This window comes from Myxococcales bacterium, from assembly GCA_016720545.1.
GTDB lineage: Bacteria > Myxococcota_A > Polyangia > Polyangiales > Polyangiaceae > JAAFHV01.
Genome location: JADKKK010000001.1, coordinates 706,458 through 722,612, shown reverse-complemented (window position 1 = coordinate 722,612; position 16,155 = coordinate 706,458). Strand labels below are relative to the sequence as shown.

Sequence of the window (16,155 nt, the reverse complement as noted above, 5' to 3'; positions counted from 1 at the left end):
GCTTCAGCCGATGGAAGCAGAAGGCGGAGACGCAGCACAGCTCATCGGCACCACCATCGCCGGTAAGTACAAGATCACCGAGCTGCTCGGTGAGGGCGGCATGGGCTGCGTGTACGTCGGCGAGCAGCAGATGGGCACCGCCGTCCGGAAGGTGGCCGTCAAGACGCTGCACAAGCACCTGTCGACCGACGAGAAGATCAAGGCGCGCTTCGCGCGCGAGTGCGGGACCGTCTCGCAGCTGCACCACCCCAACACGATCCAGGTCTTCGATTTCGGCACCACGCCCGAAGGCCTCCTCTACATCGTGATGGAGTTCATCAAGGGGAAGAGCGTCGCCGCAGTGATCGAGAAGGAAGGGGCGATGGACCCCGTGCGGGTCGAGAAGATCCTCACCCAGGTCTGCGGCTCGCTCCAGGAGGCGCACGAGGCCGGCATCGTCCACCGCGATCTGAAGCCCGAGAACGTGGTCCTCTGCGATCGCGCCGGCCAGACCGACTGGGTGGAGGTGCTCGACTTCGGCATCGCCAAGCGCAGCTCCGAGCACGACCCGAACGAGGCCAAGCTCACCCAGCAGGGCATGGTGCTCGGCACGCCGCCGTACATGAGCCCCGAGCAGTTCACGGGCCTCCCCATCGACGCGCGCAGCGACATCTACGCGCTCGGCGTGATGGCCTACGAGATGCTCACCGGCCTGCTCCCTTTCGAAGCGAACACGGCGTGGGAGTGGGCCACGAAGCACATGACGGCGCAGCCGAAGCCCATCGAGGCGCAGCCCAACGGCGGGCTGCTTCCGGAGCGGGCGCGCGCGACGATCATGCGCGCGCTCGAGAAACGCCCCGACGATCGGCCCGCGTCGGCGAAGGAGTTCATCGAGGCGTTCGCAGGCGGCGCCTCGACGGTGCCCACCGCCGCTCCCGTGGTCCCCTCGCAGCGGACCCCCGTCAAGACGGAGATGGGCCAGCCCGCGGTCGGCGCGATGGCTCCCATGGGCGCGCCGCCGCCGGCCTACGGCGCCCCGCCCGCTGCGTACGGCCCGCCTCCGGCGGCGCCCCCGGCGTATGGGGCCCCCGCGGCGGCCGCCTACGGTGCGCCCCCGGCCGCCGGCCCGCCCCCGGGCCGCGCCGAGCCCCCCGCGAAGAGCAACACCGGGATCATCCTGGGGATCGCCGGGGCCCTGGCGGTCGTCGTGGTGATCGTGCTCGTGGTCGCGCTGAAGGGCAGCAGTAGCAACAAGACCACGGTGCTCGCCGCGCCGCCCCCCGTGACAGCCAGCGCCCCGCACACGGCCGAGCCCACGGCCGAGCCGACCGCCACGGTCGCGACGCCTCCGCTCGGCGGCGGGGGAGACACCCCTCCGCTCGGCGGCGGGACCGTGACCCCTCCAGCCGGCGGCGGAGGCACGGCGAAGCCCAAGGGGTCGACCGCGCCGACGGTGAAACCTCCCACCCCCGGCCTGAGTGAGAGCCCGATGTGCACCAACGCGAAGAAGAGCGGGAACGCGGCGATGATCAAGAAATTCTGCGGAAAGTGACCCCGTTCGTGTCTGAAGTTTCGTAAACGCCTGGTCCGGGGCAGACCGAAACGCTGCTGTCTCTCGTCTATCCTTCCGGTGAGCCTCGCGGAAAGACTCCACGGAAGGGAGAAACAGGGAGCGCCTCTCGCGCTCCTCGCGCCCGAAATGAACTGCCCCCACTGCCAAGCCCCGGTCATCGCGTCCCAGCCGTTCTGCGGCAAATGTGGCGGTGCGCTCGCCAAGACCGCTGGGCAAGACCCGCTGATCGGCCAGATGATCGCCGGGCGCTACCGCATCGTGAAGCTCTTGGGCGAGGGCGGGATGGGCTCGGTGTACCTCGCCGAGCAGAACCTTGGCGCGACGGTTCGCAAGGTCGCCGTCAAGACGCTCCACGCGCACCTCTCGCAGGACGAGGCCATCCGGACGCGGTTTCAGCGCGAGGTGAGCACGGTCGCGGCGCTCGAGCACCCCAACACCATCCGCGTCTTCGACTTCGGCACGAGCGACGCGGGCCAGCTCTTCATCGTGATGGAGCTCGTGCAGGGGCAGAGCCTGGGTGACGCGCTGACCGCGGCGAAACGCTTCTCGCCGGAGCGCACGAAGAAGATCCTCGCGCAGGTCTGCGGCGCGCTCGGCGAGGCGCACGAGCTCGGCATCGTCCACCGCGACCTGAAGCCCGACAACATCATCCTCACGAGCCGCGCGGGGCAGGAAGACTTCGTGAAGCTGCTCGACTTCGGCATCGCGAAGCGCGAGTCCGCGACCTCGGCCGACCAGAAGCTCACGCAGCAGGGCACGGTGCTCGGCACCCCGCCCTACATGAGCCCGGAGCAGTTCACCGGCACGTCGGTCGACGCCCGAAGTGACATCTACGCACTCGGCGTGATGGCCTACGAGATGCTCACGGGCGAGCTCCCTTTCAGCGCCAACACAGCGTGGGAGTGGGCCACGCAGCACATGCGAATGGCACCGAAGCCCATCGAGGGCGAGGTGGTGCCGAGGCCGATGCGCAAGGCCATCGAGCGCGCGCTCTCGAAGGCACCCGATGCGCGCTTCCCGACGGTCGCCGCCTTCATCGAGGCGTTCGCGGCCGAGCGGACCACGGATCCCGGCGCGCCGCTCGCGCTGGCGTCGGTCCTGCCGGTCGCCCCCGCGGCGCCCCCTCAAGCCGCGCGCCGATCGACCGAGATCGGCGAGGCCTATGTCCCGCCCGCCGCGCCCGGCTACGCCGCCGCGTCGTTCTCCGCCCCTTCATTCTCCCCCCCTTCGCCGGCGGTCGGCGCGTTGGCCTCCCCCGCAGGGGGAACCCAGCCGGGGGCTCCGGCCATGGATGCGTTCGCGGCCTCCGCGTCGGCCCCGTACGCCAGCGGGGCGGGCTACGGCGGCGCGCCCCACCGCCCGGCGCCCGCCTACGGTCCAGCCGGCGGGGCTCACGCGGCTCTGCACCGCCCCCCCGTGCACCACGGCGGCTCGTCCGCCGCGCCACGGAGAGGCAAGGGGCTCCTCATCGGGGCTGGGATCATCGCGCTCTTCAGCGTCACGGCCATCGTCGTCGCCGCGACCGGGGTGGGAAATGGGCTCTTCTCGTCGAAGACCCCGACGACGTCAGGTGTCCCCCTCGGCCTCACCACCCCGACGACGCCCGCCACGACGGCCGAGCCGACCAGCACGGTCCCGACCACCGCGGACACTCACGCGCCCCTCGACCCCGCCGCCACCGCCGCGCCAACGTTCGCGCCGACGCCCCCCAAGCCGTCTGGGAAGCCCGCCGGGCCTGGCCCGAAGCCCACGGGGCCCGGCCCTGCGCCTGCGCCGACGCCAACCCCGACGCCTGCGCCGACGCCAACTCCGACGCCTGCGCCGACGCCCGCGCCGACGCTCCCGTTCCCGTTCCCGTTCCCGCCGGTGCAGCCTGCGCCGACGCCTACGAATCCGTCACCGACCCCCACGCCCGTCAGCATGAAGTGCCAGCAGGCGCGCGCCATGCCCCCGGGCCCGCAGCGCGATGGAGCCATCCAGGTCTGGTGCAAGTAGAGCGCTTTTGGCACGGACTGGCCAAGCTGGAGCCTTGCACGGATACTTTTCTTGGCCATTCCCCCACCAGGAGCCGTTTGTTCCCGAAGAATCGAGATCTCTTCGCCCATTTGGCTCAAGGTGGCGCGTCTTTCTCTCCGAATGGGAGAGAAATCCATTTGTTCTGCTGGTTTCTGCCGTCATCTCGCGGCGTGCTGGTTGGCTCTCGCGGGCACGAAAAGGCGCACGCCGCCCCAGCCTCGGGGCCGTGCTTCATGTTTTCAGTAGACCAGGCCGGCGAAGACCGAGCCCTCGGCCCGCGGGAACATCCGGAAGGACTCCCCCACCGGGACCAGGGGGAAGGCCCCGCCGACCTCGAGCCCGAAGAACGAGGTCCCTCCGATGGTCGTGCGGAGGCTCGCGTACACCTCGGGGCCCGCGCCCGCGGCGCGGAAGCGCTGCTCCGTAGGATAGCCGGCCGCCAGGACGCGAGCGGAGTCCGTGCGCCGGAGCGTTTGCACGGCGAACTCGCCCACGACCCCCACTCCGACCGCGAGGAGCGGCGCCCCGGAGAGCCACCGTCGCTCCGCCCGTAGCCGCGCCCCGAACACGGTAAACAGGTTCTCGTTGGCGGTCGTGGTGTTGCCGGCCAGCGCCGCGGTGCCCGCGAGCTGGAGGGCGTACCGGTCGGAGGCGTACGCGTAGCGGAGCGTACCGCCATGCGCCACCGACGCGTACCCGCCCACGCCCGCGCCGTAGCTGACCGACACCTCGTGGTTGGCCCGCGTGAGCGCTCCGCCCTCGCGCCCAAGCACCGAGGGGGCCTCGGCGCGGACGTCGGCCGCGGAGAGAAAATGCAGCGATCCCGAGGTCATGCGGAGCTCGATGGCGCCGGCCCGCCCACGCTCGTCGAGCGCGTGGACGACGAGGCGCGTGGGCGGCACGCGCACGCGCACTTCGCGGTCGGCGAGCGAACGCACCTCGGCGAAAGGGGGGATCCGACCGTGTTCGAAGAACCGGTAGGTGATCCCCCGACCCCGGCGGAGCGCGATCTCGGTGGCGGGTGGCGCGTCGTGTGTCAGCACGACCTCGGACGCCGGATCGAGGAACGGGCCCGTGGTGCTCACGGGGCCTCGTTCGGCGGCCTGCGCCGCGACGTAGGCGTAGCTCTCTCCGAGCGTGACGCGATGGTCGTCGTTGCGGTCGGCCGCCGCCTCCAGGCCCGTGAGCCAGTCGGTCGCGAGCGATGGCGGCGGGGAGCCAGGGGTCTCGGGGAGCAAGCTGGATGTGGGCCGGCCGCCGCAGGGGCTTCGGGCGCGCAGCCACGTCGGGCCCCCGGCCAGCCGCCCGAGCGCGAGCTCCGTGGGGCCGTCCCGCTGCTCGCACACCTCCGAGACCAAGAGGTGAAGCGCCGCCGGGAGGTCGCGGCTCAGCGTCGCGAGGGTGGCGAGCGGGAGGGGACCGTCGGTCAGCGCGAGCGCCTCGCCGGGCTCGCTCGGGACGGGGCTCTCGCCGAGCGCCACCACCACGAGGAACACTTCCTCTGGGGCGAAGCGCTCGGCCAGGGAGCGTGCGCGGGCGAACGCCTCTCCCACCTGGGCCTGGGTCGCGTGGGGGACGGCGATGGCCCGCCCGGGCCTCACGAAGCCGCCTCGCACGAAGGTTTCGACGGTGCGCGAGACCTCGGCGTCGCGGCCCGGCCCGCCAAGCACCACGAGCACGCGCACGCCGCCTCGGGGCCCGAGAGCGTGGGCGGGTGAGCCCACGAGGAGGCCCGCAGCGACCGCCAGCGCGGGGAGCGCCAGGCGGGACAGGGCCCGGCCCCTCACTGGACCGGGCATGGCCATCCCGGGGGGGGCTGCTCGGTGGGGGCGAGGGTTCGGGTCCGCGAGCAGTCGAGACGGGCCGCGCACACCCGGTCGGCGTAGCAAATTCGCACGACGAGGGTGCGGGCCGCGCAGCTCAGCTCGAACGCGCCTTCGGGGGGAAACGTCGTGATGAGGTCGTACGCTGGAAGTGGCGCGTCGGGCACCGGGCCATAGAGCGGTGAGCACACACGGTCAGGGAGAGTGAGCGGCTGCCCGTCGGTGGGCGTGTCGAGCCGTGGGGACGGGTCGGTGGGCGACAGCCAGCGGGCTCCCGGCTTGTCGAGGCGCTGGAAATTGAACCCGGCCACCGGGACCCGCCCGGCGCCGTCGGCGAGGAGCCGTGCCTCCGCGGCGCTGGGCGGGCGTTCGAGCCAGACGACGTACGTCGTACGGCTCAAGGCCAGGGCAGGGTCGCCCTCCGTGAATCCGGGCCTCCCGTCTACCTCTTCGTAGGCGACGAGCGCGCCGACCGCGAACCCAAACGCGGTCGACTCGCCCGCGGCCACGTCTACGCGGTGGATCGCATCGAGCGGCGGCGCAGTACGGATCGGTATCGACAGCGCGCCGTGGTGTCCGGGCGCCAGAGGCAGCTCGTTCGACCCTTGCAGGAGGGCAACGCGCTGCCCCTGCCACACCAGGGCCACGTGGGGGTTCCTCGCGGTGGTGGGGACCGACACCTCCACCGCGAAGGTGGTGAGGACGATCGGGCTCTCGGGGTCTGCGGAGAGCGCACCGCACGCGCTCAACGCGAGCGCAAACGGAGCCACCGCGCCCGCGCGAACGCCGGCGCGCCGCGCCGGCCGCCGGGGCCCAACGTCGTCCCTGAACGCGGTCGTGGCCACGTCCCCACGATACTCGTTGAGGCGCGGCGGGCGGGAACTTTGCGCGCGTTGCCTACCTGGACACACACGCTCGCTTGGCTCGCTCGGCGGCGCCCGAATCGCCGGTTTGCGTCAGGTCGCCGGGCAGCGCCTCGCGGATCTCCAGCGTGCGGGGCGTGAGCTCGTAGATCGCGGACGGCGCGGCCGCGCCGGGATCGAGGGCCGCGAGCGCGAACCTGTACACGGGGGTCTCTGGGGGCGTGCTGAGCACCACGAACGCCGTCTCGGGGGCGCGGCCCGCGAGCCGCGCGCGCGCGTCGGGCACGGAGCCGAGGAGGCGCGTGAGCGCCTCGACGCACGAGCCGGGCCGGGACAAGAGGGTGGCGGCGCGCTGGCCCGAGGTCGTCCACGCGTCGTCGTCCTCGGCTTCGACGAGGCAGCGCGCGCGATCGCAGGAGAAGGTGAGCGTGAGCTCGCTCGAGGCGATGCGGTTCACCGCCCGTACCTCGCGGCGGACGCGCGCTTTGGGGAGCCCGGGCGTGGTGCGGTCGAGCTCCACGCCGACGACGAGCGGCACGCTGGCCGGAGAGCGCGCGAAATCGGCCTCTTTGACCCGCAAGAGCGCGTCGCGCGCGAGGGTGAGCGGGCCGGTGAGGGGGCCGGTGCCGCCAACGCCGCCGCCGCGAACCCGCACGTGTGTGTCATAGACGGCCTCGAGGCGCCTGCGGTCGTGCGCGGCGTGGGCGGCGTTCCACTCGGCCACCGCCGCGCGCACCGTGGTCTCCAGCGCATCGGCGGCGGGTCTGCCAGGCGCCTCCGCGGCGTTGGGCACGTGCGCGCGCACGGGGAGCGGCCGCGCCTCCACGTTCGCGCACGCCGTGAGGCTCACGCACGCGAGGGCGACGAGGACCGGGCGGATCCCCTTCGCCCGCGCGGTGCTCGTGACGCCGACCACTGGCCAACCCTAGCCGAGGAGGGGCGGGCCCCTCAAGCGGCGGCCGCGCACGCCGGACCCCCTCGACGCGGATCGAAGCCGTCCCATTTGACGCGTTGGGCCACCACCCTATATGGAGGACACCTCCATGAACCCTCCCGTGATGATCGCGCTCATCGTCGTCGCTCACGCCGTGTTCGCGTGGTCGGCGATCCGACGTTGGCAGCTGCTCCAAATCGGCACGGGGGCGAACCGGCTGGACAAGCTCGAGGAGCGCCTCCTCGCTGTCTGGAACTACGCGTTCAAGCAGGAGAAAATGGACTACTACCAGCCCTCCGGCTGGGCCCATAAGCTCATCTTCTTCGGCTTCCTGACCCTCACCCTGCGCACGCTCGTGCTGTGGGGCCGCGGCATCTACCCGGCGTGGAATCTGTTCATCCTCGGGCCGTCCCAGCCCGTGGGAAAGGTGTACGAGTTCGCGAAGGACATCGTGTCCGTCCTCGTCATCCTCGGCGTGTCGGTGTTCTTCTATTTCCGGCTCGTCAAGCCGCAGAAGCGCATGACCCTGAGCGCCGAGGCCACGCTCATCCTCACCATCATCTTCACGATGATGGTCGCCGACATGGCCTACGACGGCGCCTCGCTCGTGCTCGCCGCGCGGCAGGGCGAGATCTGCGCGCCCGACGCGGCCCTCGCCACGTTCGAGCAGTGCCAGCGCATCGCCGTCATCACGGCGCCGTACCCGCTCGGCACCGAGGCCCACGCCGGGTTCTCGTTCTTCCCGTCGCCGGCGGGCTCCGCGTTCGCCGCCGCGTTCAAGGGGCTTCCGCCCGCGGCCCTCATCGCCATCGCGCAGGGAGGATTCTGGATCCACTCGGCGCTGGTGCTGATCTTCATGAACCTGCTGCCGCACTCGAAGCACTTCCACGTCATCACGGCGATCCCGAACGTGTTCCTGAAGGACATGGATCCGCCCGGTCGACTTCGCCCCATGGCCGAGAACACCGAGAAGCTGATGGAGCGCTTCGGCGAGGTCGCCGAGCTCGCCGATCCGCTGGCCGGCGGCTTCGGCGCCGCGCGTATCGACCAGTTCTCGTGGAAGGCCGTGCTCGACTTCTACACCTGCACCGAGTGCGGGCGCTGCTCCGACAACTGCCCAGCACACCGCACCGGAAAGATCCTCTCGCCGAAGCACCTGACCCTCGCGCTCCGCGACCACCTCTACGAAAACGAGGCGATGTGGACCGCCAAGGAGATGCGCTGGGGCGGCGCCGACCCGGCGCTCGAAGAGGGCCAGAAGAGCGCCGAGGCGATGGCCGACGAGAAGGAGGGCTCGGCCCTCCCGCCGGCGTTCACCATTACCGATCTCGTGCCCAACATCATCCACCCGGACGTGCTCTGGGCGTGCACCACCTGCCGCGCCTGCGAAGAGCAGTGCCCGGTGATGATCACCTACGTCGACAAGATCGTCGACATGCGGCGAAACCTCGTCATGGTGAAGAACGAGTTCCCCCACGAGCTCGCCAAGCCGTTCCAGGCGATGGAGGTCAACGGCAATCCGTGGAACCTGTCGCGCATGGATCGCAGCGCGTGGTCCGACGGCCTCGACATTCCCATGATGGCCGACAAGCCCGACGCCGAGGTGCTCTACTGGGTTGGCTGCGCGGCCAGCTACGACGACCGCGCCAAGAAGATCGCGCGGTCGACCGCGGAGCTGCTGAAGCTCGCCGGCGTCGACTTCGCGATTCTTGGCCAGGAAGAGACCTGCACGGGGGATCCCGCGAGGCGCGCGGGTAACGAGATCCTCTTTGCCACTCTCGCCGAGACCAACGCCTCGGTGCTGAACGCGTACAAGGAGCAAGGCGGCGCGCGCACGGTCATCACCGCGTGTCCGCACTGCTTCAACACGCTGAAGAACGAGTATCCCGATTTCGGCGCGACCCTCGAGGTGGTGCACCACACCGACTTCCTGATGGGCCTCGTCGCCATGGGGAAGCTCAAGCCCACGAACCCCGTCACGGGAAAAGTGGTCTATCACGACAGCTGTTACCTTGGCCGCTACAACGGGGTGTACGAGTCGCCGCGCGAGATCCTGCGCGCGATCCCCGGGGTCGAGCTCGTCGAGCCGGACTACTGGACGAAACAGCGCGGTCTCTGCTGCGGCGCGGGCGGCGCGCAGATGTGGATGGAGGAGCAGAACACGAACCGCGTGAACGTGAAGCGCACCCTCCAGCTCGTGGACAGCGGCGCCAAGACCATCGCGAGCGGGTGCCCGTTCTGCATGACCATGCTGACCGACGGCCTGAAGAGCCAGAGCCTGGAAGACCAGATCCAGCAGCTCGACGTCGCCGAGCTCCTCGCGCGCTCGTGCGTGCCGGCCGAGTCTGCGCCGGCCCCGGAGGCGCCCGCGCCCCCCTCGGGCGAGGAGCAGGCGGCGGCCGAAGAGTAGCCGAAGAGCGGGGGCGGCCGGGGACGCGCGGCGGCCAACGTCGTTGCGCTCGAGCCCTTCGCGTGGGACGCTCCATGAAGGCGCCGCGACCGGCGCTGGAGGTGCGCATGGGAACGCGAATGCGAATGCGAAGAGCCCGACTGTTCGTCACCGTCGCGTTCGCGAGCGCGGCGCTCGTCGGCGCCGCGTGTGGAGGCAGCTCCGACGCGCCCAACGCGTTCCCGACTGACACCCCCGACAGCGGCGGCGGCCCTTCGGGGACCTCGACCGGCGGCCCGAACGGCCCGTTCGGCGGCGGCGACGCGGCGGGCCTGAGCGACGCGAAGCCCGACGGGTGCGCGTCGAGCGTCGCTCAGGTGGAGCGCGCGAAGGTCGACATCATCTTCGTCATCGACAACTCGGGCAGCATGACCGAGGAGATGAGGCAGATAAAGCTGAACGTAAACCAGTTCGCGGCCAAAATAGGCATGAGCGGGCTCGACTACCGCGTCATCTTCATCGTCACCAAGGCCTCGAGCTCCACCCAAACGGGCAACGTCATCTGCGTGGGCGCGCCCCTCGCTGGCGCGAACTGCGCTGACAACCCTCCGCTGTTCTGGCACATCAACCAGAGCGTCGGCAGCACGAACTCGCTCCAGCTCATCCTCTCCACCTACGACAGCCCGAACGCGGCGCTCGCCTGGAACAAGCACCTCCGCATGGACGCTTACAAGGTGTTCGTCGAGGTCACGGACGACCAGTCGTCGCTCGCGCACACCACGTTCGACACCCAGTTGCTCGCGAAGGCGCCCGCCGGCATGTTCGGCACCGCCGCCAATCGCCGGTACATCTTCCACACGATCGCCGGTTGGACCCCCGGCACCGCGTTCGTCACGGGAGCGAAGTGCTCGACCTCCGAGAACAACGGCTCGCAGTACCAGCAGCTCAGCCAGCTGACCAAGGGCATCATCGACTCGGTCTGCAAGACCGACTACTCGGGCGTGCTGGACAACATCGCGAAGGGCACCGTGGATAGGCTCGCGTGCGAGCTGAGCGTCCCGCAGCAGGCCGCGTCGGATCCCACCACCGTCGCGGTGCAGGCGACGTTCCCCGGAGCCGCTCCGCAGCTGCTCGTGCGGGTGACCGACGAGAGCAAGTGCGCCGCGAACCCGAACGCCTGGTACTACGACGACAACCTGGCCCCGAAGAAGATCCTCCTGTGCGCGGACTTCTGCTCCAAGGTGAACGCCGCGGCCGGCACCAAGATCGAGGCGGTCGTCGGCTGCAAGGCGGCTGATCCTCGCTGAGCGGCGCGGCCCGCGCCGGCGCCGTGGTAGAGTTTCGTCCGTGAGCGCTTGCCCCGTCTGCTCCCGCCCCGCCGCCCCTCGCGCGGAGAACCCCGCCGCACCCTTCTGCGGACCACGCTGCAAGAGCGTGGATCTCGGGCGCTGGCTGAACGAAGAATACCGCGTGCCGTCGAGCGATCTCGATCTCGATCCCGATCTCGCCGCGGAGCTGGAGGGTACGTGAAGACTGCACGCAATTGCTCGGGGGCGCTCGTCGCGCTGGCCCTCCTCTCGCTCGCCGCGCCGCGAGACGCCTCGGCGCAGTTGGTCCCTCCCGCTCCCTTCGGGCAGCCCACGCCACCGCCTGGCGCACCTGGCGCACCTGGCGCACCTGGCGCACCTGGCGCACCTGGCGCACCCGCGCCCGGGGCGAGCGGCACCGTCGCGCAGCTGCAAGAGGGTGAGAGCGAAGACAGCGGCCGTCGGCTCGAGCTCGTGTACGTCAACGCGGACCTGGGCGGGGGCTTCATCGCCGGCACCGGCGGCTCGGGGTTCTTCGGCTTCGGCGCCGCGGTGGGCGTGAGACTGCTCACGTTCACCCTGGGCGCCCGCGTCCGCGATCAGCTGGGCAGCGCCAACCTGCTGTTGGTCAACGGCGAGGCCGCCTACCACCTCGTGCTGGGGTCGTCCGATCTCGTGCTCGGCGCGCACGGCGGATACGCAGGCGTCACCAACACGGGCGGCTCGAGCGGCGGCAACGCGGGGCTCGATCTCGGGTTCGACTACTATCTGAGCTCCGCCTTCTCCGTGGGCGCGTCGGTGTCGCCCGATCTCTATTTCGGAGGCGGAGATCCCCGCTTCGGGCTGTTCGTCGGGCCCCGCGCGGGCCTGCACTTCGGGCTGTAGCGGGCCAGCGCTCGTCGAGCAGGAACGCTCGCGAAGCGACGCGATCTCGCCACCCAGGTCATCCGTTCGCGGCCGCGCGTGCGCGAGCCTGCGAGGAAGCCATGAATGAACATGGGGTGAAGAGTATCGTACGAGGTATGGCGCTCCGTCGGACCTTGGGTGTTCTTCTCGTCGGGCTTGGCGTCGTTGGCGTCGCGCGGAGGGCCGAGGCTCAAGGAGCCGAGCTGCCGCCCGCAGTCACCCCGGCGCCGCCTGCGCCCGCCGCGCCACCGGCGGAGCCGCCTCCTGCGGTCGCCCCAGCCCAGCCCGCGCCCGCGACGGCGCCCTCGGCTGCCCCGCCGCCAGTCGCGCCGCCTCCCTCGGGTCTGCCGAGCGAGCTCGCGCCCACCTCGCCGCGCTCGGGAGAGCCCGGCCGCGATCCGAAGGCGGAGGCGAAGGCGGAGGGCGAGGGCAGCCGGCTCACCGAGATCTTCTGGGTCAACGGCGAGATCGGCCCGAGCTACGTGAACATGCGGCAGTTCTCGGCCGAGAACCTGGCCATCGAGAACGCGAGCGGCGGCGGCTTCGTCGCGGGGGTGGGCGCGGGGTTCCGCATCGTGATCGTGAGCCTTGGGTTCAAGCTGCGTTGGCACAAGCTGTCGCCGTTCAACCTCGTGCAGGCCAACGGCGAGCTCCTGTTCAAGCTGCCCATCTCCGCGGTCGACGTGCTCATCGGCGCGCACGGCGGCTACTCGGGCGTGGGCTCCTTGGGGGATCTGTTCGGCCCGTCGGGATCCTCATCGACCGCGCCGGCGTCGCAGGCCCTCGCCGACAGCGTCAGCGTGCGCGGGTGGAACGCCGGGCTCGACGTCGGCCTGGACTACTTCCTGAACAACTACGTGTCTGTCGGCGTCGGCCTCACCGGCGATTTTCTGTCGCTCCAGCGCCCCAAGTCCGACATCTCGGCGCTGCCGGAGGAGATCCAGGCGCAGGTGCGGGACAGCCCGTATTACCAGTACGACGGCAAGTCGCTCGGCTTCGGCTTCGCAGGCGCGCTCCGCCTCGGCCTCCACCTCGGGCCGTGACCGATCACCGCGCGGACCGCGCCGCGCGTGAGGGTGCGCCTGACTGAACGACGGGTGTCCACCCGCGCTGCGGGACGCTAAGGTCTCGCAGTGCTCTCGACTCTGTGGTGGCTCGTCCCGGCCGTGGTGCCGGCCCTGCTGTTGCTCGGCCTCGTGTTCTTCTCCGACACGCGGCGCGAGCCTGTGCCCATCGTGCTGACCACCTTCTTCTTGGGCGGCGCGTTTGGTGGCGGTGCGCTCTACCTCGAGTTTCTCGCGACGCGGTGGACGGGCCTCGACGTGCGGACCCACGTCGCGGGCAACGCCGGCGCGCTGGTCTTCATCTTCGCGTTCGTCGCGCCCGTGCGGGAGGCCGCCAAGGTGGCGGCGATGTGGCCCGCGTTTCGCTCGAGGCATTTCGACGAGCCCTACGACGGCGTCGTGTACGCGGCCGCCTCCGCCCTCGGCTTCGCGGTCACCCAGAACGCGCGCATGCTCATGGTCACGCCGCACGAGGTCGTGTGGCTCGCCCGCGCGGCGCTGGCCCTCCCCGCCAACCTCTTCTTCGCCACGGCGTGGGGCTACGCGCTCGGCCGCGCGAGGCGGCAGAAGACCCCAGGCCCCATCTTCCCCGCGTCGTGGCTGCTCGCGACGCTGGCGCACGGGCTCTACTCGCACCTCGTGTGGGGGCGCGGCTCGGGCGCGCTCGCCGCGACGCTGCCGTTGCTGCTGCCGATGGGGGCGCTCGCGTTCTTCGCCGCCCGCGATCTGCGGCAGCGCGGCGACGCCGCGCCGTCCACCGAGAACCGCCTCGAGCCCGTGTCGCTCGATCCCACGAGCGGCCCGCCGAGCCTCGGCACCGTGCGGGAGGCGCTGCGGCGGCGCGGCAGGCCGCTGGTCGTCGGTTGGATCGTGCTCGGCGCGCTGATGACCATCGGCGCCATGATCCTCGGCCTCGGCGCCTCGGTCGCGTTTGGGCACTGGGCGCACGTCGACTTCTCGATCGTCGACGAACGCGACGTCTCCACCACCGGGCCGGTCGCGCTGCTCGGCGCCGGCGTGCTCTCGGCGTTCCCCCTCAGCGGGTACCTGCTCGCGAAGGCCTCGTCGCTGCCGTCGCTGCTCGAGCCGGCGCTCGCGAGCGGCCTCGCCATCGTTCTGGTCCTCGGGGTGCTCGGCTTCGCGGCCCCGATCGCGCTGCTGTTCGCGCTGACCTGCTCGCCCGTCGCGTGGGCGCTGGCCTGCGCGGGCGCGTGGGTCGGTCGGCCGCACATGCCCGAGCCTTGACATCTCAGGAGCGCGGTAATAAGTGAGTGTTCACTCACTAATGGCCCGCCCCTCTTCCATCACGGACGCAGCGCTGCTCGAGGCGGCGCGAGACGTCTTCGTCGCCCGCGGGGTCACCGCGACCACCGCGGAGATCGCGGCGCGCGCGGGCGTGTCCGAGGGCACGCTGTTCAAGCGCTTCGGCACCAAGCGCAGGCTCTTCGAACTGGCGCTCTCCGCCGAGATCGACATCGCCGGGCTGGTCGCGAAGGTCGCCCTGGGGGCGCGCGACAAGCCCGTGGAGCAAGTGCTGCGCGAGCTCAGCGTGGCGATGCTCACGAAGTTCGAGCGCGTCGTGCCCTTCGTGGTGATGCACATGGCCGGCGCCATGTCGCAGGAATGCGAGCCTTTTTTTGGGCCGGGCGTGCCTCCCCCGATCCGCGCGATCGGCGCGGTGGAGGCGCTGTTCACGGCCCTGGTCGAGGACGGTCGCCTTCGGGCCGGGCCCACGGACACCATGGCGCGGATGTTCGTCGGGGCGCTCTGGCACTACGTGTTCGTCGGGTACGTGATGCGTCGCTTCGTAGGCACCGAGGTCCACCCCATGACGTCGAGCGAGTTCGCGAGCGCGCACGCGACGCTGTTCCTCCACGGGGTGGCGCCCGAGCCAGGCGTGGTGGGCGCGATGGCCGGGCCGGGCGGCGCGAGCGAGGCGGGCCACGCGACGAAGGCGGGCAAGGCGGCCTTTGGGGGCAGGAGAACGGCGCGATGAGAACCCTTATGTTGAGTGACCACTCACTTATTATCCGGGGCCTGTGGGGCCTCGCGTTGGCCCTCGGCGTCGCCGCGCCCTCGTCGGCTCACGCCCTCGAGCCGCTCGACGGATTCGTCGCCTCGGCGCGGCGCCAGGGGTTCGACGCGCGCGAGTCCCGCGCGACGCTCGCCCAGCGCGAGGGGGAGGTCTCGGCCGCGAACCTGCGGCTGCTCCCGGTGCTCGGCGCGCAGGGCACCCTGACGCGCAACCAGTACGAGGCGAAGGTGGGTGACAAGACCATCGTGCCGCTCAACCAGGCCGATCTCTTCCTCACCGCGAGCTGGACCGTCGTCGACGTCGGTCAGTGGGAGCGCATAGGGGCTGCGAAGCGCACGCTGGAGGCCGCCGAGTCGCGCGCGAAGGTCGTGGAGCTCGACGTGGAGCGCGCCGTCTCTCGCGATTACTACCAGGTCGTCGCGGCGGAGGCCGTGCGCGAGGCGGCCGGGCGGACGCTGGCCGCCGCCGAGAAGAACGCCTCGTTCGTGGAGGCCCGAAGGGCGGCGGGCCTCGCGCAGGAGCTCGACGGGCGTCGGGCCCAGGTCGAGGTGGCGCGAGGCCAGCAGATCGTGGCGGACGCGACCTACCAGGTCGCCGTCGCCCGGCGCGCGCTCGAGACCGACTCGGGCCAGCGCCCTTCGACGGGCGCGCCCGCGCTCACGGCCGATCTCCAGCCCGAGGCGCCGCTGTCGGAGTGGGAGGGGCGCAACCTGGACGGACACCCCGCGGTGAAGGCCGCGGCCGCCGACGCGCGCGCCCTCGAGCGCAGCGCGACGGCGACTCGCGCATCGCTCCTGCCCACGCTGTCGGTCGCGGCGCAGGAGCGCCTCACCAACGCCACGGGCTTCCAAGACCGCGCGAGCATCTACGCGCTCTCGGCCACCGCGGCGATCCGCTTCGACGTAGGGCAGCTCAGCGCCGCGAACGCCCAGGAGCGCTCGGCCGAGGCCGCGAAGGTGCGCGAGGAGCGCGCCCGCGCGGCGGCCCGTGACCGCGTGTTCGGCGCCTGGCATCTCGTGCGCGCCCAGATCGACAAGGCGCGGGCGGCCCGGGCGGGGCTCGTCGCGAGCCGCCTCGCCGCCGAGACCGCGAAGCAGCGCTACGAGGCGGGGACCGCCACGTTCCTCGACGTCGTCGTCGCCGAGCGCGACGCCTTTCAGGCGGAGGTCACGCGCATTCAGGCCGACGGCGATCTGCTCTTCTCACGCGCCGATCTTCGCCTCGCCGCGGGCGGCCACGCGACCGACGCCGGGAGGTCGCCATGAA

The 16,155-nt window shown here is 71.3% G+C and carries 13 protein-coding genes; 10 read left to right on the top strand and 3 right to left on the bottom strand.

Annotated elements, in window-relative coordinates; translation table 11 throughout:
* Positions 1 to 10 precede the first annotated feature (10 nt).
* Together IPQ09_02985 and IPQ09_02980 are read left to right on the top strand one after the other, a co-directional pair.
* Positions 11 to 1,531, top strand: a complete 1,521-nt coding sequence (locus IPQ09_02985; GenBank protein ID MBL0193187.1) for a protein kinase — start codon at positions 11 to 13, stop codon at positions 1,529 to 1,531.
* A gap of 147 nt (positions 1,532 to 1,678) precedes the next feature.
* Positions 1,679 to 3,547: a protein kinase gene (locus IPQ09_02980; GenBank protein ID MBL0193186.1), complete on the top strand. Its 1,869-nt coding sequence runs from the start codon at positions 1,679 to 1,681 to the stop codon at positions 3,545 to 3,547.
* 260 nt (positions 3,548 to 3,807) lie between these two features.
* Here IPQ09_02980 and IPQ09_02975 read toward each other — a convergent pair whose 3' ends face one another.
* From IPQ09_02975 to IPQ09_02965, 3 genes are all read right to left on the bottom strand, one after another.
* Positions 3,808 to 5,253, bottom strand: a complete 1,446-nt coding sequence (locus IPQ09_02975) for a hypothetical protein (GenBank protein ID MBL0193185.1) — start codon at positions 5,251 to 5,253, stop codon at positions 3,808 to 3,810.
* A gap of 98 nt (positions 5,254 to 5,351) precedes the next feature.
* Positions 5,352 to 6,236: a hypothetical protein gene (locus IPQ09_02970; GenBank protein ID MBL0193184.1), complete on the bottom strand. Its 885-nt coding sequence runs from the start codon at positions 6,234 to 6,236 to the stop codon at positions 5,352 to 5,354.
* Positions 6,237 to 6,288: 52 nt separating this feature from the next.
* Entirely contained in the window at positions 6,289 to 7,170 is an 882-nt protein-coding gene (locus IPQ09_02965; protein ID MBL0193183.1) for a hypothetical protein, read from the bottom strand.
* Positions 7,171 to 7,312: 142 nt separating this feature from the next.
* Between IPQ09_02965 and IPQ09_02960 the strand changes: the two genes are divergently transcribed.
* The 8 genes from IPQ09_02960 (at position 7,313) to IPQ09_02925 (ending at position 16,154) form a co-directional block, all read left to right on the top strand.
* The gene (locus IPQ09_02960) at positions 7,313 to 9,598 is read left to right on the top strand and encodes a (Fe-S)-binding protein (GenBank protein MBL0193182.1); all 2,286 of its coding nucleotides are present in this window, start codon (positions 7,313 to 7,315) and stop codon (positions 9,596 to 9,598) included.
* A 125-nt stretch (positions 9,599 to 9,723) separates the two neighbouring features.
* Positions 9,724 to 10,884, top strand: a complete 1,161-nt coding sequence (locus tag IPQ09_02955) for a VWA domain-containing protein (GenBank protein MBL0193181.1) — start codon at positions 9,724 to 9,726, stop codon at positions 10,882 to 10,884.
* Positions 10,885 to 10,924: 40 nt separating this feature from the next.
* Positions 10,925 to 11,107: a DNA gyrase inhibitor YacG gene (yacG, locus tag IPQ09_02950; GenBank protein MBL0193180.1), complete on the top strand. Its 183-nt coding sequence runs from the start codon at positions 10,925 to 10,927 to the stop codon at positions 11,105 to 11,107.
* Positions 11,104 to 11,769, top strand: a complete 666-nt coding sequence (locus IPQ09_02945; protein MBL0193179.1) for a hypothetical protein — start codon at positions 11,104 to 11,106, stop codon at positions 11,767 to 11,769. The genes yacG and IPQ09_02945 overlap by 4 nt, the downstream gene beginning before the upstream one ends.
* Positions 11,770 to 11,906: 137 nt before the next feature.
* Complete coding sequence (locus IPQ09_02940; GenBank protein ID MBL0193178.1) at positions 11,907 to 12,833, top strand: hypothetical protein; 927 nt, start codon at positions 11,907 to 11,909, stop codon at positions 12,831 to 12,833.
* 90 nt (positions 12,834 to 12,923) lie between these two features.
* The gene (locus IPQ09_02935; GenBank protein ID MBL0193177.1) at positions 12,924 to 14,099 is read left to right on the top strand and encodes a PrsW family intramembrane metalloprotease; all 1,176 of its coding nucleotides are present in this window, start codon (positions 12,924 to 12,926) and stop codon (positions 14,097 to 14,099) included.
* Positions 14,100 to 14,139: 40 nt separating this feature from the next.
* Positions 14,140 to 14,850 (top strand): TetR/AcrR family transcriptional regulator, encoded by a 711-nt coding sequence (locus tag IPQ09_02930; protein MBL0193176.1) that lies wholly within the window; start codon positions 14,140 to 14,142, stop codon positions 14,848 to 14,850.
* Positions 14,847 to 16,154, top strand: coding sequence for a TolC family protein (locus IPQ09_02925; protein ID MBL0193175.1), 1,308 nt, complete (start codon positions 14,847 to 14,849; stop codon positions 16,152 to 16,154). Before IPQ09_02930 ends, IPQ09_02925 begins: the two co-directional genes overlap by 4 nt.
* Position 16,155: the final 1 nt, after the last annotated feature.